The sequence below is a fragment of the Streptomyces sp. CNX435 genome (genome assembly GCF_059570575.1).
This window is the reverse complement of sequence record NZ_JCANTA010000022.1, coordinates 14,314-32,983: the sequence shown is the minus strand read 5'-3', so window position 1 is coordinate 32,983 and position 18,670 is coordinate 14,314. Positions and strand designations below refer to the sequence as shown.

Here is an 18,670-nt window from a genome sequence, read left to right as displayed (position 1 = left end):
AGGCGTCGGTCTCGACACCCGTCCGCCCCCGGCGTCGGTGACATAGGAGCCCCCGGCTGTCGCTACTTTGAGACTTCCAAGCCACGGGCGCGAAGGGGAGACGCAGATGAGCGCACGATCGGAAACGGTCAACGCATGGCTGGAGCCGCGAGCGGAGGAGATGGTGGACTTCCTCGGCCGCCTCGTCGCCGAGCCGACCGAGAACCCGCCCGGGGTGGGACTCGGCCGCTGCGCGGAGGTGCTGGCGCAGGAGATGCGCCGGCTGGGCCTGGACCCGGAGCTGGTCGGCATCACCGGCGCGCACACCCTGGAGGACCCGTACATCGTGCGCGGCGGCGCCGGGGCCGGGTCGAAGTTGCTGTACTTCCACGGCCACTACGACGTGGTGCCGGTCCAGGACCGCAAGCAGTTCACCATGCAACGCGAAGGCGGCAAGCTGATCGGCCGCGGCACGGCCGACATGAAGGGCGGCATCGTCAGCATGGTCTACGGCGCCGCAGCCGCCAGGGACCTGGGCCTGATCGGGGACGGCCGGATCGTGATCCACCTCGTCCCCGACGAGGAGACCGGCAGCGTCGTCGGCGCCGGGCAGCTGCGGGAGCACCACATGATCGACCCCTCCGCGGTGGCGATGGTGACCGGCGAGCCCAGCGGCAGCAGCATCTGGAACGCCGCGCGGGGTGCCGTCAGCCTCAAGGTCGGCTTCGCGGGCCGGGAGGCGCACGTCGGCCAGGCGGCGTTCGGCGTCAACACCTTCGCGCACATGGTCCACGTGGCCCGGCCGCTGCTCGCCTACGCCGCGGAGATGGCCGCCCGGCCCACCGGCTACCCCATGGACCCCGCCGACCCGACCGGGTCCATGGTCGTCGTGGGCGGGCTGTGCGGCGGCGGGTCGAACTTCAACGTCGTGCCCGCCGACACCTGGTTCACCGTCGACAGCCGGTTCAACCCCGAGGAGGACCTCCAGGCGGCCCTGGACCGGATGAAGACGATCATCGACGAGGCGGCGGCCGAGGTGGACGCGGAGGTCACCGTCGAGGTCACCCAGTTCCAGCCGCCCGCCGGCACCCCGGCCGACCACCCGGCCGGCGCCGCGCTCGCGCGCTGCGTCGAGGAGGTACGCGGCGAGCCGGCCCGGTTCGAGATGTGCGGCGGGATCCTGGAGAACCGCTGGTACGACCAGCTCGGCATCCCCTCGTTCGCCTTCGGCGCCGGCCGCCTGGACGTCTCGCACGGCCCGAACGAGCATGTCGACGAGCAGGAACTGCTCAGGACCGCCGCCGTGTACGCCCTGTACGCGGGCGAAGTCCTCGCCTGATCCCGCCTGATCCCGCCCCGCCGCACATAGTGCGCACCACCGGATGAACAGGCCCGGGAGGCCCCGTTGACTGCCGCTCGGCGCGGCCGTACCGTCCTTCCGTTTGGTTTCTCAGCCGGTCGGACGTCCGGATCGACCGCCGCTTCGACGGCGGGCTCGTCGACCGTGCCCCGACCGCCGAGCCGGGAGGTCCGCACGTGCCCGAAGAAGAAGCCACCCCGTCACTCGACCCCGCCGCCGCCGGCGACTCCGCCAGACGCGGCCCCAGCAGCGGCCCCAGCAGGCGCAGCCTCGGCCGCGCCGCCGCGGCCGTCGCCGTCACCCCCGTCCTCGCCGGTACGTGGCAGGCGCTCACCGCGTCCGCCGCCTCCGCCGCGGAGGCGGTCAGCACCCGGAGCCGGGCCTGGACCGGCACGTGGGCCGCCGCCGAGACGACGGTGCCCGTGGCCGACGCCGCTGCCTTCGCCGACCAGACCCTGCGCCAGGTCGTGCACACCAGCGCCGGCGGGCGCGCACTCCGTATCCGCCTCACCAACCAGTACGGCACCGAGCCCCTCGTCGTCGGCGAGGTCCGGGTGGCACACTCCGTCCCCGGCGACGGGACCGCCGTCGTGCCAGGCACCGACCGCGCGGTGCGCTTCGGCGGCCGTACGTCGGTGACGCTGGCGCCCGGCACGCGGCGGTGGAGCGACCCGGTGTCGCTGGAGGTGCCGACGGCGGCCGACCTCGCCGTCAGCGTCTACCTGCCGGGCCCGACGCCCGCCGACACCGTGCACAGGTCGTCGTTCCAGCGCAACCATGTGGCCGCCGGGAACGTTGCCGCGAAGCCGGCCGTCGAGCCCGAACGCACCTTCACCAGCTGGTACTTCCTCGCCGGCGTCGCCGTCTCCGGCACGGCGCCGGGGACGGAGGCCGAGGAGGGCACGGCGATCGTCGCCTTCGGCGACTCCATCACCGACGGCGCCGCCACCACCGTCGGCGCCAACCGCCGCTGGCCCGACGTCCTCGCCCGCCGCCTCCGCGACGAGGCCGGCCGCACCGCCACCGGCGTCCTCAACACCGGCATCGGCGGCAACCGCCTCCTCCGCGACCCCAACCCACCGCCCGGCTCCAACGCCGAGGGCTACGCCCCGTACTTCGGCGAGGCCGGCATCCGCCGCTTCGCCCGCGATGTACTGGACCAGCCGGCGGCCCGGCACGTCATCGTGCTCCTCGGCATCAACGACCTCGGCCACCCCGGCCGCGACGCCCCCCGCGACGAGGAGGTCACCGCCGCCGACCTCATCGCCGGCCACCGCAGCCTCATCCGCCAGGCCCACGCCCGCGGCCTGCGCATCCACGGCGCGACGGTCCTGCCGGTGGAGGGCGACGACCTCGGCTTCTACACCCCGGAGCGGGAGGAGGTCCGCCAGGCGGTGAACCTCTGGATCCGCAACGCCGGCGAGTACGACGGCACCGTCGACTTCGACGCGGCGACCCGCGACCCGGCGCAGCCGCGCCGCCTGCTGGCGGCGTACGACAGCGGCGACGGCCTGCACCCGAACGACGCGGGGATGGCGGCGATGGCGGAGTCGATCCCGCTGCAGCTGTTCACCTGAGCGCCCCCGCAGAGAGCAGCCGGTAGCAGCAGAGGGCCGGCCCGCGACACCCGCGGGCCGGCCCTCTCGTTCCGTACGGAGTCGTACGGAAACTCAGTCGCGTTGGGCGTTCTCCGGGAGCTGGCGGAGCTTCATCGTGCTCGCCGTGCTGCTGCCGAAGCCGTAGTCCAGGAGCTTCGCCGCGTCCGGGTAGCGGTCGCTCGCGTTGAGGACCACGCCGATGTACGTCTTGCCGTTGCGGGTGGCGGTGAAGACCAGGCACGGGCCCGAGGGGGTGGTGGTGCCGGTCTTCATGCCGTTGGCGCCGCTGTAGGAGCCGAGGAGCTGGTTGGTGTTGTACCAGGTGTACGTGCGGCGGTTGCCGTTGCTCGCGGTGGCGTAGCGCACGGCCTTGGTCTTGGAGACGATCTCGCGGAACTTGCCGGAGTAGTTGTAGACGCTCTTCGCCAGCTTCGCCATGTCGCGCGGCGTCGAGTAGTTGTCGCCGGCGGCGGAGATGCCGTCGAACGAGTCGAACCGGGTGTTGGTCATCCCCAGGAAGTCGGCCTTGGCGTTCATCTTCTTAATGAAGGACTTCACGCGCGCCGAGCGCGTGCTGCCGGTGCCGTACGTGTCGGCCAGCGCGTACGCGGCGTCGCAGCCGGAGGGGAGCATCATCGCGTACAGCAGCGTGCCGACCGCGACCTTGTCGCCGGTCTTGAGGTCGGCGGTGCTGGCGCCCTGGTTGACGACGTAGTCGCGGTACGCCTGCTTGATGGTGACCTTGCGGTCGAGGTCCAGGTTCGGCTGGCTGAGCACCACGCGCGCGGTCATGATCTTCGTGGTGCTGGCGATCTGCCGCTTGGTGTCGGACGACTTGCCGAAGACCTTCGCGCCCGTCGACCCGTCCATCAGGAACGCGCCCTTGGCGGAGACGGTCGGCGCGGCGGCGGCCTCGGCCACGCCCGCGGCCTCGGCCGCGCCGGCCGGGGAGGCCATCGGGGCGACGGCCAGCAGGGCCCCCGCGGCCACGACCCCGGCCGTCGTCCTGCGGAACCGGGTGCCCGCGCGACGGGGGCGCGGGCTCAGCCGCGGGCGGGCGCTGTTTTCTGTTGTTGTCAAGGCAGTTGCTCCGATGCTCCGGTGTCGGTGCGCGGCGCGCTCACGCGCGGCGGCGGCGCCGCTCCCTCTCCCGACTCCCGACGGGGCCGAATGGATGTACGACGATAGGTGTGATTTCCGCCGACCCGGATGGGTCATACGGGCACTCCTGTGGCGCCGTTGCGCTTGACGCGGTCACGTCCGAGGAATAGTTGTGCTCTCAATGACCCCTTGTCCCCTCGTCGCTGGAGGCTTCGATGGACGTTCTGGTGCTGATCGGCCGGATCCTCTTCGTCCCCCTCTTCCTCAGCTCCGCCGTCGGCCATCTGACGCAGACCAAGCAGATGGGACAGTACGCCGCCGCCAAGGGCGTGCCCGCGGCCGAGCCGGCGACGGCGGGCAGCGGGGTGCTGATGCTCGCGGGCGGGCTCAGCGTGCTGCTGGGGGTGTGGGCCGACCTGGGGGCGCTGCTGCTGGTGGTGTTCCTGGTGCCGACCGCGGTGCTGATGCACGCGTTCTGGAAGGAGGAGGACCCGCAGTCGAAGCAGATGGAGATGATCTCGTTCAACAAGGACATCGCGCTGGCCGGCGCCGCGCTGATGCTGTTCGCGCTCTTCTCGTACGTGGGCGACGACCTCGGGCTCACGATCACCGGGCCGCTGTTCGACATCAGTTGAGAGTGAACGTACGGGCCGTGCGGGCCGTGCCGCCGGTCCGTACGTGCGCGGAGGGTTGACATGTCCGCGGAGAGCGCGCTTCCTTACTGACACGTCAGTAACTTCTGTTGGCAGAGTCGCCCTCCGAGGAGTTGCCCGCATGCATAGCCGTACCCTCCGGCGTGCCTTCGGCACGCTCGCCGGCACCACCGCCGCGGCAGTCGCCGCCACCGTCGCCCTGCCGCTCACCGCCACCGCCGCGGCCGACCGGCCCCCGTTCTACGAGCCGCCCGCCGCGCTCCCCGCGGCGGCCGGCGACGTCATCCGCTCCGAACCGTCCGTCTACTACCTCGACCCGCTCAAGACCCTCAAGGTCGACGCCCACGTCCAGCGCGTCATGTACCGCTCCACCGACGGCCACGGCGACCCGCTCGCCGTCACCGGCACCGTCATCACCCCCAAGTCCGCCTGGTCCGGACCCGGCGAGCGCCCCGTCATCGGCTACGCCGCCGGCACCCAGGGCCTCGGCGACCAGTGCGCGCCGTCGCGCCAGCTCGCCAACGGCACCGAGTACGAGGGCCTGTTCGTCAAGGGCCTCCTCGCCCGCGGCTACGGCGTCGCCATGACCGACTACGAGGGCCTCGGCACGCCCGGCGTGCACACGTACATGAACCGGGCCGTCCAGGGCCAGGCCGTCCTCGACTCCGTACGCGCCGCGCAGCGCCTGCCCGACGCGCACCTCCCCGACGACGGCCCCGTCGCCGTCTACGGCTACTCCCAGGGCGGCGGCGCAGCCGCCTCCGCCGCCGAACTCGCCCACTCCTACGCCCCCGACCTCGACGTCAAGGGCGTCGCCGCCGGCGCCGTCCCCGCGGACCTGGCGGCGGTCGGCCGCAACCTCGACGGCTCCCTGTACGCCGCGTTCCTCGCCTACGCCGTCGCCGGCCTCGCCGAGGGCGCCGACGTGGACCTCGACCCGTACCTCAACGACCGCGGCCGGCAGGTCATGGCCGAGGCCGCGGAGACGTGCACGGCCGGGGCCGTGCTGCGCTACCCCTTCCTGCAGTCGAAGACGCTGACCCCCGACGGCCGGCCGATCACCGACTACCTGGGCGAGTCGCCGTGGCGCGAGGTCGTCGGTGAGCAGCGCATCGGCGCGCGGAAGCCGGAGGTTCCGGTCTTCGTCTCGCACAGCCTGCTCGACGACGTCATCCCGTACGCGGTCGGGGAGACGATGGTCGAGGACTGGTGCGCGAAGGGCGCGACGGTGGACTTCTCGACGAACGTCGCGCCGACGCACGTGGGCGGCGCGATCGCGTCGTACCCGGCGGCGTACGGGTGGCTGGAGGGGCGGCTGGCGGGCAGGCCGGCACCGTCCGACTGCTGAGGCGCGTACCCGCTCAGGCCCCCCGTTCCGTACGTACGGCCGTACGTACGGAACGGGGGGCTCCGCGCAGCAGCGTGGCGCCCGCGAGCTGGAGCGCGGCGAGGGCGGCGAGGAGCTGGGGCGGCGAGAAGGCGGACGCCGCGGCGGCGGTGAGCGCCGCGCCGGCGGCGCCGGCGGTGGTCTTGAGCCCGGCGCCGAGGGTGAAGACCTGGGTGCGGGCCGCGGGCGGCGCGTGGTCGGCGCGGATCCGCAGCGTGGCGGCGAGCAGCGGCCCGTCGCAGAGGCCGGCGACGGCGAAGAGCGCCACGCACAGCGGGTACGGGGCCGCCGCGGCGGCGCCGAGGAGCGCGGCGCCGGTGCCGACGAGGCAGGCGGCGGCCAGCCGCGCGTCGGAGAACCCCGGCGGCCGGCGCGCGGCGACGAGCGCCCCGGCGAGGGCGCCGGCGGCGAGCACGGTGAGCAGCACGCCGCCGCCCCCGGGGTAGCCGCGCTCGTCGGCGAGGAGCACGGCGACGGGGGCGAGCCCGCCGACGCCGACGAAGGCGAGGGAGGTGGCGGCGGTGATACCCCGCAGCGCGGGTATCCGCCACAACACCCGGAGCCCGGCGAGGAGTTCCCGCCAGAGTGTGGAACCCCCGCTCCCGCCCCGCGCCTTCGTCCCCTCCCCGTCCGGGCGCCGCACTCGCAGCGTCGCCGCCAGGCCCGCCGCGCCCGCCGCCGCGGCGGCCAGCGCCGCCGTCGCAGGGCCCGCGCCCCACAGGCCCGCCGCCGTCGTCACCGCCGCCGGGGCGGCGATGCCCGCCGCGTTGTACGTGGCCGCGTCCAGGGCGTACGCGCGGGCGCGCGCCTCGGTGCCGGGGACCAGCGCGGCGAGGACGCTGGACAGGCCGCCGGTGACCATCGGCCCGCAGCAGCCGCCCAGCGCGGCGACCGCCAGCACCACCGGCACCGGCGCCCGGCCGAGGGTCAGCGCGACGCCCGCGATCGCGGCGGCGAAGACGCCGAGCGCCGCCGCGTGGAACGCCGCACCCCCGCCCCGTGACCGCGCCCCCGCCCGCGCGGCCAGCGCCCCCGTCAGCGGGGCGGCGACCGCGTGCGGCGCCATCCACGCCGCGAGCACCGCCGCGCCCTGCGCGGCGCTGCCGGTCCGGTGGAGGGCGAGCAGGGTGACGGCGACGGCCATGCCGTCGTCGGCGAGTCGGGCGCAGGTGGCGGTGGCCAGGTACCGCCGCACTCCCCGGCCCATACGTCCCGCCTCCCCGGTCCGATCGCGGCCGGCCTGTCCGGTGGCCGGTCGCCGGTGGCCGTCCGCTGCCCTGTCGCCGTCCGGCGTCCGCCCACCACCGGCCGGCGTCCGCCGTGCGGCGGCCGACCCACCGCCGGCGGCCCACCGCCCACCGCCGGCCGTTCCCGGCCGAACTCCGCCTCCGGTCCACCGTCCGGTTCGTAACGGCTTATACGACGCAAGACGTTACCACTACTCTGGACCCACCACCCCCGCCCGCCCGAGGAGGCCCGCGATGAGCCCGTCGCCCCGCGCCACCGCCCGCGCCGCGGCCCACGGATTCCGCCCCGCCCAGCGCCTCCTCGACGTCGCCAACGCCGTCCGCCGCGACCCCGGCGTCCCCCGCGCCGACCTCGCCCGGCTCCTCGCCGCCCACGGCGAGACCCCCGCCGACCTCGCGCCCGGCGCCTTCACCGAGGCCGACGCCGACGCCCTGCGCGGCGCGGCCCGGCGCATGACCGCCGTGCTCACCGAGCCGGACGCGGACCGCGCCGCCGCCGCGCTCAACGACGTGTTCGCGGAGTGCGGCGCCCGGCCCCGGCTCTCCCGGCACGGCGACCACCCCTGGCACCTACACGTCGACCGCGGCGACGACGCCGGCTGGGCCGACTGGTTCCTCGCCGCCGGCGCCCTCGCGCTGGCACAGATCCTCACCGAGTACGGGCAACCGGCCTGGGGCGAGTGCGCCGCCCCCGACTGCTCAGTCCTCTACCTCGGCACCGGCCCCGGCAGCGCCCGTCGCTACTGCTCCACGGCCTGCGCCTCCCGTACGCGCGTCGCCGCCCACCGCCGCCGACAGCGCGCGGAGCGGCGCGAGCAGAAGCCGTCATCTTCCACGGGCTGACGGCCGAGGACCCGCCCTCCGTGAGGTCGACCTGGAGGTGACGGAGGCGGCGAAGAAGCGCCTCGTCGCGCTGGGGCACCGGCCGGAGTTCGGCGCCCGCCCGCTACGGCGCACGCTGCAGCGGGAGTTGGCCAACCGGATCACGAACCTGCTGCCGGACGGGTCGATACGGCCCGGGGACACGGTGCTGGCGGACCCGGACCCGGACAGCGGCGAGCTGGTGTGCACGCGCGTGCGGCCGGAGGGCGCGCGTACGGCCGGAGGGCTCACGCGTGCCGGAGGGCTCACCGGCGCCGGAGGGCGCGCCGGCGGCGCTGCCGGACGCGGCTTGCGGGGCGTCGGCGGCCCCCCGCGTCACGCCGGTGTCGTACGCGCCAGACGCAGCAGGAACTCCGCGTTGCCGCCGCTCTCCTTCATCCGCTCCAGCAGCAGCTCCATGCTCTGCACGGCGTCGCGGTCGCCCAGCACCCGGCGGAGCCGGTGCAGCAGGGCGACCTCGCCGGGGGCGGCGAGAAGTTCCTCGCGGCGGGTGCCGGAGGCGTGGACGTCGACGGCGGGGAAGATGCGCCGCTCGGCGAGCGTGCGGCTGAGGCGCAGCTCCATGTTGCCGGTGCTCTTCAGCTCCTCGAAGTAGTAGTCGTCCCCGCGGGAGCCGGTCTCGACGAGCGCGGTGGCGAGGATCGTCAGCGAGCCGCCGTCCTCGATGTTGCGGGCGGCGCCGAAGAGCTTCTTGGGGATCAGCAGCGCGGAGGCGTCCACGCCGCCGCTGAGGGTGCGGCCGCCAGCGCCGGCGCTGTTGTTGGCGGCGCGGCACAGCCGGGTCAGCGAGTCCAGCAGGATCACCACGTCCTGCCCGGCCTCGACCATCCGCTTGGCGCGCGCCACGGCCATCTCGGCGACGGCGACGTGCTCGCGGGCGGGGCGGTCGAAGGTGGAGGAGATGACCTCGGCGGGCACGGAGCGCTGCATGTCGGTGACCTCCTCGGGGCGTTCGTCGAGGAGGACGACCATCAGGTGGCACTCGGGGTGGTTGACGGCGATGGCGTCGGCGAGGTGCTGCAGCAGGATCGTCTTGCCGGTCTTGGGCGGGGCGACGATCAGGCCGCGCTGGCCCTTGCCGACGGGGGCGAGGAGGTCGACGACGCGGTTGGTGAGCCGGCCGACAGGGGTCTCCAGGCGCAGCCGCTCGGTGGGGTGGAGGGGGACGAGGTCGGCGAAGTGGGGGCGGCGGGCGGCGGCCTCGGGGCCGAGGCCGGCGACGCGGTCGACGCGGGCGAGGGCCGGGGCCTTCGGCGGCCGGTCGGCGGCACCGCCGCGGTCGCGGCGCTTGCCGGGCCCCGAACCGGTGGCGGAAGCGGGGCCGGCGTCGCGGTGGGCGTCGCCGCCGCGGCCCGGCAGCACGCCGCCCTCCACGGGGTCCCCCATGCGGAGACCGAAGCGGCGTACGAGGTTCGTGGGCACCTGGACGTCGTCGTCGCCCGGCTGCAGGCCGCCGACGCGCAGGAGGCCGTGGTTGCCCACGGGCTCGAACACCCCGGCGACCGCGGTGAGTTCGGACGTGGCCCGGGCGGCGGTCGCCGCCGGGGTTTCTGCTGTGGTGTGTGTCGCAGTAGTCATGCACGGTCCTTTCACGAACGGTGTCGCGGTTCCAAGGGGTGTGTGGGATGTGCGGCAGAGGCGCGGCTTGGGCACGCGCGGCCGCGTAGAGGGGCGAAGCAACCTCGCTCGGCGTCAGTCAGCGACTCGACAGAGAACCGGAACGGGTGGTGAAGAAGCACGGGCGCCGCACTGCGGGCGCAACCAGGTGCTGATGTCAGAGTAACACCCCCCGCCCCCGGCCCATCACCCCGGCCGCTACGGGCCGCTGAGCAGGCCCGTAGTGGCGAACCACGGGAAAAGGGCTGCCCGGGTGTCACTGGCGCGTGTCACAGTGCTAGTCAAATGACTGCTGCACTCATCGGACGAGACCACCCCGCGGGCGTCCTCCGGGCCGAGGCCGACCGGGCCGCGGACAGCCACGGGGGCCTCGTGCTCGTCACCGGCGAGCCGGGCATCGGCAAGACGTCGCTGGTCACCGTCGCCGTGGCGGAGGCGAGGCGGCGGGGGACGCTGGTGCTCGGCGGCTCGTGCTGGGCGTCGGAGAGCGCCCCGGGGTACTGGCCGTGGGTCCAGGTCGTACGGGCGCTGCGGCGCGGTCTGCCGGCGGCGGAGTGGGCGGCGGCCCGCGAGGCGGCGGGCAGCGGGCTGGACGTGCTGCTGGGAGAGGAGCCGGCGGAAGGCGGCCGTGCGGACCGCGGCCCGGGCCACGACCACGGCCCGGACCCCGGCCACGCGCCGGACCACGGCCACGCGCCGAACTACGGCCATCCGCCGGACCACCAGCACGGGTCAGACCACCAGCACGGACCGGGCCACCAGCACGGGCCGCACCACCCGTACGGACCGGACAGCGGAACGGCCCCCGCCCCCGCCCCCGCAACCGGCCCTCCGCCCCTCCCCGGCACCACCCCCGCACCCGGCGGCACCGCCGCAGGCGGCACGTTCGCCGACGGCTTCCGCCTCGCCGACGCCGTCACCACCGCCCTCGTGGCCGTCTCCCACACCCGCCCCGTCATCGTCGTCCTCGACGACCTGCACTGGGCGGACCCCGCCTCCCTGCGCCTGCTGGAGTTCGCCGCGCAGCACACCTGGTTCGAGCGGCTGCTCCTCATCGGCACGTACCGGGACGCCGAGGTCGACACCCCCGGCCACCCGCTGCGCGACCAGATCGCCCCGCTGGTCGCCAAGGCCACCACCGTCACCCTCACCGGCCTCGACCGCAACGGCACGGCCCGGCTCATGGCCCGTACCGCCGGCCACGACCCGGACGAGGCGCTGGCCGCCGAGGTGCACCGGCGCACCGGCGGCAACCCGTTCTTCATCGAGCAGACCGCCCGCCTCTGGGCCGGCGGCGCCTCCGCGGACGCCGTGGCGCCCGGCGTGCGCGACGCCCTGCAGCGCCGCCTGCAGCTGCTGCCGGAGCCCGTCGCCGAGCTGCTGGTCGCCGCCGCGGTGCTCGGCCGCGAGTTCCACCGCCAGGTGCTCGCCGCGGCCGTCGGCAAGCCGCCCGGGCACGTCGACCGGCTGCTGGAGACGGCCGTCGCCGCCCGGCTCGTCGTCGGCCGGGGCGCGGGCACGTTCGCCTTCGGGCACGACCTCGTACGCGAGACGCTGTACGAGGGTCTTGATCCCGCCGAGGCGCGCCGCCGGCACGCCGCTGTCGTACGCGCCCTCGCCGCCGCGCCCGCGCTGAGCGAGAAGGTCTTCCCCGCCGACCGTGCCCGGCACGCCTGGGCCGCGGGCGACGAGCTGCCCGCCGAGCAGGCCGTCGGGCTGCTGCGAGCCGCCGGGCAGGACGCCGGCGGGCGGCTCGCGTTCGAGGAGGTCGTCACGCATCTGCGGCGGGCGTACGAGCGGTCCGCCGGCGTGTCCGCGCGCTGCCGGGTGCTCACCGCGCTGGACCTGGGCGGCGCGCTGCTGCACGCGGGCAGGACGGCCGACGCCTGGCCGCTGTTCGACGGGGCCGTGCGCACCGCCCGCGCGCAGGACGACCCGGAGATGCTGGCCCGCGTCGCCCTCGGCGTCTACAGCACCGAGGGCTACTGCGCGACGGTCCCCCAGGACCAGGCCGCCGCCAACCGCGTGCTGCTCCACGAGGCGCACCGCGCGCTGGCCCGCGGCTCCCGCCCCGAGCGGGCCGACGGCGCGTCCGCCGAGGTGGAGCTGTCGGCCGACCAGATGGCGGCGGAGCTGAGCATCATCCTGTCGGTCAGCGCCCGCCGCGGCCAGGACGACGAGGAGCTGGGCTTCGGCCTGTGGACCCGGCACAACGCGATTTGGGGCCTGGGCACGGCCGCCGAGCGGGTGGCGCTGACGGAGGAGCTGATCACGCTCGCCGAGCGGGCCGGCGACCCCGCCGGGCGGCACATCGCGGTGGCGATGCGCTGGGTTGCGCTGCTGGAACTGGGCGACCCGCGCTTCCCGGACACGTACCGCGGCTATGTGATCGCCGCCGAGCAGAGCGACCTCCCCACCATCCGGCACACCGTGGCCATGGACGAGAGCCTGATCGCGGCGCTGCGCGGCGACTTCGAGGCCGCCGAGCGGCACCTCGCGCACGTCGTGGAGCTGGGTCGGGACACCGTGCACGAGCACTGGGGCGAGATGCTCGACCACCACCGGTGGACGATGCGGATGCTCCAGGGCCGGTACGCGGAGGCGGCCGAGGCGGCGGCCCGGGTCACCGTCGCCGGGCACGGCTTCGCGGCCGTGCTGCTGGCGCTGACGGACCTGCGCCGCGGCGACCCGGAGCCCGCGCTGCGGCTGATCGCCGAGGGTCCGACGGGCCAGCAGCAGAGCCGCAACTTCTATCCGCTGTGGCTGCGGCTGCAGGCGGAGACGGCCACCGCGACGCGGGACCCGGAGCTGGCCGCGGCGGTACGGGAGGCGCTGTCGCCGTACCGCGGGCAGTGGCTCGTGTCGGTCTTCGGCTGGGACATGAGCGGGCCCGTCGACTACTGGCTGGCGCTGGTCGACGCGGCGGAGGGCCATTGGGCGCCGGCCGCGGACGGCTTCCGCGCGGCCCGCCGCTCGGCGGACCTCATGCAGGCCCGCCCGTGGGCGGTGCTGGCCCGCCACGGGCTGGCGCGGGTGCTGCGGGAGCAGGGCGACGCGGCGGCGGAGAAGCTGGCGGCCGAGGCGGTGGCGGAGGCGCGCCGGCTGGGCATGACCCTGGACACCCCCGGGCCCGAGCCGACAGCGGCACCGACAGCGGCACCGGCACCGGCACCGGCACCGGCACCGGCACCGGCCGCACCACCGCCCACCGGCGGGGAGTTCCGCTACGACGGCCGGGTGTGGACCCTGACGTACGCCGGCCGGACCGTACACCTCCCCGACGCCAAGGGCCTGCGCGACCTGCACACCCTGCTCGGCGCCCCCGGCACCGACATCCCCGCCGTGCGCCTGCTCAGCCCGGAGGGCGGCGAGGAGGTGGTGGCCGCCCACCGCATGGGCGGCGACCCGCTGCTGGACGCCGAAGCCAAGTCCCGCTACCGCCGCCGCCTCGAACTCCTCGACGAGGAGATCGACCACGCCACCGCCACCGGCGACGACACCCGCGCCGCCGCCTACGACCGCGAACGCGCCGCCCTCCTGGCGGAGCTGCGCGCCGCCGCGGGCCTCGCCGGCCGCACCCGCCGCCTCGGCGACGAGGCGGAACGCGCCCGCAAGGCGGTCGGCGCCCGCATCCGCGACGCCCTCCGCAAGATCGCCAAGGACCACCCCGCCCTGGCCGACCACCTCAAACAGGCCATCTCCACCGGCACCACCTGCACCTACCACCCCCCAGCCCCCACCCTCACCTGGCACCTGTGACTCCTGTTCCACAATTGCGCGACAGATGTTTCACATCTGTGGGTATCCTGATGCCATGGCACCGACCATCGGATTCCGCCCCACGGACGAGGACGAGCGGATCATAAGAGCCGCGATGCGCGAGGGTGAGCGCACGAGCGACGTGATCCGGCGCGCGCTGCGGCTCCTGGAGCGCGAGGTCTGGCTCGCGCAGGCCCGAGAGGATGCGGAGCGGCTCAAGGACGAGGACCTGTCCGCCGAAGAGGACGCCTGGTGATCCGCGGCGCGATGTACCGCGTGGACCTGGGCGACGCCAAGCGGGGCCACGAACAACGGGGCCGCCGCTACGGGCTCGTTCTGAGCCCGAGTTCCATGCCGTGGAGCGTGGCCACGATCATCCCCACGTCGACGAGCGCACAGCCGTCCGCCTTCCGCCCCGAACTGGAGGTCGCGGGGACGCGTACGCGGCTGCTGGTCGACCAGATCCGCACGGTTGACGTGTCGTACGTCCACGGCGACCCGGTCCACTACCTCGACCACGCCGAACTGGCAGAAGTAGAACACGCCGTAGCCCGCTACCTCGGCCTCTCCTCCTGGCACGCATGACCGTTTTGTGGCCGCGTTAAACCGGCTCTGGGGCTCCTTGGCCTTCTCATGACACGCCCTGCCCTGGCGCACACGTGGGCCCGATTTCTTCCCTTTCGCCCTACATGAACCTACACACTTCGCCCCTCTCGCCGGAGCGGTCCGGACGGGGCCGAGCGGCCGTGCCGCCGTACGGCCGTGCCAGCCCGTCTCGCCCCCGTTCAACTCAGCCGGCCGGGGCCATCCGCGTGAACCAGTCCGCCGCCGCGGCGCCGACTTCCTCCAGCGCGCCCGGCTCCGGGAACAGGTGCGTCGCGCCCGGGATCACGCGCAGCTCGTGCGGGGCGGTGAGCTGCTCGGCGGCCTCCTCGTTGAGCTTGATCACGATGTCGTCCCGGCCGCCGACGAGCAGCAGCACCGGCGCGCGTACGTCGGCGAGCGCGCCGTCTGCGAGGTCGGGGCGCCCGCCGCGGGAGACCACGGCCCGTACCAGCTCGGGGCGCTCGGCCGCGGTGATCAGCGCCGCCGCGGCGCCCGTGCTGGCGCCGAAGAGGCCGAGGGGCAGATCGGTGGCGCGGGCCGCGAGCCAGTCGGCGGCGCCGCTGAGCCGGTGGGCCAGCAGGGCGATGTCGAAACGGTGCTCGTGGGTGACCTCATCGGTCTGGTCCTCGGCCGGGGTGAGCAGATCCAACAGCAGGGTGCCGAACCCGCGGTCGTTCAGCTGGGCGGCGACGGCCTGGTTGCGTGGACTGTGCCGCGAACTGCCGCTGCCGTGGGCGAACAGCACCAGGCCGGCGGCCTCGTCGGGCATCGCGAGGTCGCCGGTCAGCTGCGTGCCGGCGATCCGGAGGGTCACGCTCTCGACGGGCATGGCCTCCCACCTCCTGGGACGTCGTTCCTGGGAGTCGGGTACCAACGAGATGAATCGGGCAAACCTGGGGCGCGCGGAAGCGCGCCCCCGTCGATATTTAGTCCCCGTTGGCTGTGTCACTTCTCGTGGATGTCGTTTCGATGTGGGTTCGGGAATCGCCTGCTCTCACTTTTCATGATCAATGTCGGCGAGAATTGATCCTGGAAGCAGCCAAGAGTGCCCTGGGTCCTCACTCGGTTGCTGTGGGCAACAACGTAGGTAGCCGCTGCCGATCCGAAGTGCGAGCGGCACTGAATCGGGAATCACTTGATCATCACCGGTGTTGGGACCTGCTGTCAGACCCATCCTGTGAAGGGCTTTTCGTGCGCGCCATACAGATCGATCGTTTCGGCACCCCTGACATCCTCGACGTCATCGATGCTCCTGATCCCGAACCCGGCCCCGGAGAGGTGCTGATCCGGACCGTCGCGACCAGCATCAATCCCGTCGACGACAAGACACGGGAGGGAGCGATTGGTGAAGGAACGCCGCCACTGCCGATGACGCTCGGTTGGGACCTGGCCGGCATCGTGGTCGACGGCAGGAGCAGCGGGCTGCGCGCCGGTGAGCGCGTCATCGCCATGTCGCACCAGCTCAGCACCGGCCGAGGGACCTGGGCCGACCTGGTCGCGCTTCCCGCGCAGGCAGTCGCCGCCGCGCCGCGGTCGGTCAGCCTGGCCGAGGCCGCCACGTTGCCGCTGCCTGGGCTGACGGCATTGCAGACGCTGGACTGGCTGGCGGTGAAGTCCGGTGAACGCCTCCTGATCGCTGGTGCCGCGGGGGCAGTTGGCGGGTTGGCGTTGCAGATCGCCCGTGCACGCGGCGCCAAGGTCGATGCTCTGGTCTCCCGGGATGCGCAGCTCGCCTTCGCCCGTGACCACGGTGCCGACCTCGTCACCACTGACCGCAACACTCTGCGCGACCGTCACTATGACGCTGTCTTCGATACCTTCGGGGGATTCGTGACCAAGGCGGTGGCCGACGGCGGCAGGTACGCGTCGATCGCCACCCAAGCCGGTCCGGTCCCCGACCTGTCCTCCCGTGGTGTGCGTACCACCATCAACCAGGTGCGCGAGGACGGTGCGGGCCTGAACGAGCTGACCAAGCTCGTCGATGACGGCTCCCTGCAGCTACGTGTGCACTCCACCTTCGGCCTCCAAGAAGTCCAAGCCGCACACGCTCGCTTCCTCCAGGGCGGCTTGGCAGGAAAGATCACCCTGGTCTTCTGAAGCGAGCCCTCACGTATGCCCCACCCTCACGTGCGTCGACAGGTCCTGCCTGTCGGGGATGCAAAATTCCGTCAAGGTTCCGTCAAGGCGCGTATGGCAGGTTACAGCCGGGCCCGGGAGCGCCGAATAAGGCACCCCGGTCACTACACCTGGAAAAGCATGGACGCCATGCTTTCTTTCTTTACCTGATCTACACAGACGCACGAGGGAGAAGTGTGCGGATCCGCACGAGTTTGGGAGCGTTGGCGCTCGGGGCTGTCGTTCTGATTTCTGCAGGCACCTTGCTCAGCACCGCTTCAGCCGGGGAAACCTGGGACCGCATCTATGAGTTCGAAGGCATTACGGTCTCCATGCGAGAAGACGGCGACGTCGTCAAGGTCTGCGATACGGCGGCAAATCGTTTTCCGGCCACAATCGTGGTGCACGAGTATCTGGGCGAAGAGATCTATACCATCAAGGCCAAGGGCGGCGACGGCACCTGTAAGACCCGCCGGGCCAGCGACGGCGGGGTGTACAACCTGCCGGAGAAGCAGAAGTTCACCGCCGGCCTCTGGGGCAAGGCGGGGACCATGTACGGCAGTGGAGTCTGGGTCAACGACCAGGATCCCGCCACGTGAGCGCTACGGGCCCGTAGCCGCGCGGGGCGGCGGCGGGCCCGTAGCGCTCAGTTCTGCTTCGGCTCCTCCAGCCGCGGGAACAGGATGGCGCCCTTGGTCACCCGCGCCCCCGCCGGCAGCCGGCCCCACTGCCCGGCCTCCGCGATCCGCTGGTCCGCCAGCGGGCCCAGCGCCGGCTCCGCGCCCAGCGACGACCACAGCTGCTGCGCCGTCCCCGGCATCACCGGGTGCAGCAGCACCGCCACCGCGCGCAGCGCCTCCGCCGCGGTGTAGAGGATCGTCGCCAGCCGGGCCTGGGCCTCGGCCGAGGGGTCTCGCGCGACCTTCCAGGGCTCCTGCTCGGTCAGGTACAGGTTGACCTTCTTGATGAAGTCGAAGACCGCCGCGATGCCGCCCGCGAAGTCCAGCTCCTCGCCGATCCGCCGGTCGGCCTCCGCCGTCGCGTGCGCCAGCCCGTCGACGATCACCTGCTCCGCCAGGCCCGCCGCCGGCGCCGCCGGCAGGTCGCCGTCGAAGTACTTGACGGTCATCGCGCCCACGCGCGACGCGAGGTTGCCGAAGTCGTTGGCCAGCTCGCTGGTGTAGCGGTGGGTGAAGTCCTCCCAGGAGAACGAGCCGTCCTGGCCGTACTGGATGGCCCGCAGGAAGTACCAGCGGTAGGCGTCGACGCCGAAGTGGTCCGTGAGGTCCTGCGGCTTGATGCCGGTCAGGTTGGACTTCGACATCTTCTCGCCGCCGACCATCAGCCAGCCGTTGGCGAAGACCTTGCCCGGCAGCGGCAGCCCGTTCGCCATCAGCATCGCGGGCCAGATCACCGCGTGGAAGCGGAGGATGTCCTTGCCGACGAGGTGGACGTTCGCCGGCCAGGTGCTCGCGAACTTCCGCTCGTCGGCGCCGTAGCCGACGGCGGTGGCGTAGTTCAGCAGGGCGTCGATCCACACGTAGATCACGTGCTTGTCGTCCCACGGCACCCGCACGCCCCAGTCGAAGGTGGAGCGGGAGATCGACAGGTCGTTGAGGCCCTGGCGGACGAAGTTGACGACCTCGTTGCGGGCGGACTCGGGCTGGACGAAGTCGGGGTGGGCCGCGTAGAACTCCAGCAGCTTCGGGCCGTATTCACTGAGCTTGAAGAAGTAGTTCTCCTCCTTCAGCATCTCCACCGGCTTCTTGTGGATCGGGCAGAGCTTCAGGCCCGCGTACTCACCCTCGCCGTCGAGCAGCTCGCCGGGGGTCTTGTACTCCTCGCAGCCGACGCAGTACGGACCTTCGTAGCCGCCCTGGTAGATCTCGCCCTTGTCGTACAGGTCCTGGACGAACTCCTGCACCCGGTCGGTGTGCCGCTTCTCCGTGGTGCGGATGAAGTCGTCGTTGGCGATCTCCAGATGCTCCCAGAGGGGCTTCCACGCCTCCTCCACGAGCCGGTCGCACCACTCCTGCGGGCTGACGCCGTGCGCCTCCGCGGTGCGCATGATCTTCTGACCGTGCTCGTCCGTGCCGGTGAGGTACCACACCTTCTCGCCGCGCTGGCGGTGCCAGCGGGTGAGCACGTCGCCTGCGACGGTCGTATAGGCGTGGCCCAGGTGCGGAGCGTCGTTCACGTAGTAGATGGGGGTCGAGACGTAGTACGCCGTCGCCCCCTGCTGCTCTTCTCCAGTGGCCGCCATGGTCGAAATCCTAACGGCCAGGGGCCCGCGCACTCATCCGATTACGTACGGTGACAGCCCGCCCCCTACCGGCGCGGGTTCACCTGGAGTTCAGGTCCACGAC

General features: G+C 73.2%; 15 protein-coding genes and 1 pseudogene. 11 read left to right on the top strand and 5 right to left on the bottom strand.

Translation table 11 applies throughout. From position 1 onward, the window contains the following. Positions 1-106: 106 nt before the first annotated feature. Together T328_RS28365 and T328_RS28360 are read left to right on the top strand one after the other, a co-directional pair. Complete coding sequence (locus T328_RS28365) at positions 107-1,318, top strand: M20/M25/M40 family metallo-hydrolase (RefSeq protein WP_496499047.1); 1,212 nt, start codon at positions 107-109, stop codon at positions 1,316-1,318. A 197-nt stretch (positions 1,319-1,515) separates the two neighbouring features. Beyond that, positions 1,516-2,916: an SGNH/GDSL hydrolase family protein gene (locus T328_RS28360; RefSeq protein ID WP_496499046.1), complete on the top strand. Its 1,401-nt coding sequence runs from the start codon at positions 1,516-1,518 to the stop codon at positions 2,914-2,916. Positions 2,917-3,009: 93 nt separating this feature from the next. On the opposite strand, the gene T328_RS28355 is transcribed toward T328_RS28360, so the two are convergent. Then, complete coding sequence (locus T328_RS28355) at positions 3,010-3,894, bottom strand: D-alanyl-D-alanine carboxypeptidase family protein (protein WP_496499140.1); 885 nt, start codon at positions 3,892-3,894, stop codon at positions 3,010-3,012. 359 nt (positions 3,895-4,253) lie between these two features. On the opposite strand from T328_RS28355, the gene T328_RS28350 reads away from it, so the two are divergent. Both T328_RS28350 and T328_RS28345 read left to right on the top strand, forming a co-directional pair. After that, entirely contained in the window at positions 4,254-4,673 is a 420-nt protein-coding gene (locus T328_RS28350; RefSeq protein WP_496499045.1) for a DoxX family protein, read from the top strand. A gap of 139 nt (positions 4,674-4,812) precedes the next feature. Continuing rightward, on the top strand, positions 4,813-6,039 hold the full coding sequence (locus T328_RS28345) for a lipase family protein (RefSeq protein WP_496499044.1): 1,227 nt from the start codon (positions 4,813-4,815) through the stop codon (positions 6,037-6,039). Positions 6,040-6,052: 13 nt separating this feature from the next. Here T328_RS28345 and T328_RS28340 read toward each other — a convergent pair whose 3' ends face one another. After that, complete coding sequence (locus T328_RS28340; protein WP_496499043.1) at positions 6,053-7,285, bottom strand: MFS transporter; 1,233 nt, start codon at positions 7,283-7,285, stop codon at positions 6,053-6,055. 274 nt (positions 7,286-7,559) lie between these two features. Between T328_RS28340 and T328_RS28335 the strand changes: the two genes are divergently transcribed. After that, entirely contained in the window at positions 7,560-8,168 is a 609-nt protein-coding gene (locus T328_RS28335; RefSeq protein ID WP_496499042.1) for a CGNR zinc finger domain-containing protein, read from the top strand. A gap of 37 nt (positions 8,169-8,205) precedes the next feature. Further along, a pseudogene (locus tag T328_RS28330) lies at positions 8,206-8,295 on the top strand (ClpB D2-like domain containing protein); the annotation flags it as partial. Positions 8,296-8,522: 227 nt separating this feature from the next. Here the strand turns inward: T328_RS28330 and rho are convergent. Further along, on the bottom strand, positions 8,523-9,785 hold the full coding sequence (gene rho / locus T328_RS28325; protein WP_496499041.1) for a transcription termination factor Rho: 1,263 nt from the start codon (positions 9,783-9,785) through the stop codon (positions 8,523-8,525). Between the two features lie 324 nt (positions 9,786-10,109). Here rho and T328_RS28320 point away from each other — a divergent pair, with 324 nt between their 5' ends. From T328_RS28320 to T328_RS28310, 3 genes are read left to right on the top strand one after another with little or no spacing between them, the layout of a single operon-like run. After that, positions 10,110-13,583: an ATP-binding protein gene (locus tag T328_RS28320; protein WP_496499040.1), complete on the top strand. Its 3,474-nt coding sequence runs from the start codon at positions 10,110-10,112 to the stop codon at positions 13,581-13,583. A 55-nt stretch (positions 13,584-13,638) separates the two neighbouring features. After that, the gene (locus T328_RS28315; protein WP_496499039.1) at positions 13,639-13,839 is read left to right on the top strand and encodes a hypothetical protein; all 201 of its coding nucleotides are present in this window, start codon (positions 13,639-13,641) and stop codon (positions 13,837-13,839) included. Further along, positions 13,836-14,168, top strand: coding sequence for a type II toxin-antitoxin system PemK/MazF family toxin (locus T328_RS28310; protein ID WP_496499038.1), 333 nt, complete (start codon positions 13,836-13,838; stop codon positions 14,166-14,168). Before T328_RS28315 ends, T328_RS28310 begins: the two co-directional genes overlap by 4 nt. A gap of 205 nt (positions 14,169-14,373) precedes the next feature. On the opposite strand, the gene T328_RS28305 is transcribed toward T328_RS28310, so the two are convergent. Further along, complete coding sequence (locus T328_RS28305) at positions 14,374-15,018, bottom strand: dienelactone hydrolase family protein (protein ID WP_496499037.1); 645 nt, start codon at positions 15,016-15,018, stop codon at positions 14,374-14,376. Positions 15,019-15,380: 362 nt separating this feature from the next. Between T328_RS28305 and T328_RS28300 the strand changes: the two genes are divergently transcribed. Together T328_RS28300 and T328_RS28295 are read left to right on the top strand one after the other, a co-directional pair. Further along, complete coding sequence (locus T328_RS28300) at positions 15,381-16,286, top strand: NADP-dependent oxidoreductase (protein ID WP_496499036.1); 906 nt, start codon at positions 15,381-15,383, stop codon at positions 16,284-16,286. 215 nt (positions 16,287-16,501) lie between these two features. Next, positions 16,502-16,903, top strand: a complete 402-nt coding sequence (locus T328_RS28295; protein ID WP_496499035.1) for a hypothetical protein — start codon at positions 16,502-16,504, stop codon at positions 16,901-16,903. A 47-nt stretch (positions 16,904-16,950) separates the two neighbouring features. Here T328_RS28295 and metG read toward each other — a convergent pair whose 3' ends face one another. After that, the gene (gene metG / locus T328_RS28290; RefSeq protein WP_496499034.1) at positions 16,951-18,567 is read right to left on the bottom strand and encodes a methionine--tRNA ligase; all 1,617 of its coding nucleotides are present in this window, start codon (positions 18,565-18,567) and stop codon (positions 16,951-16,953) included. Positions 18,568-18,670: the final 103 nt, after the last annotated feature.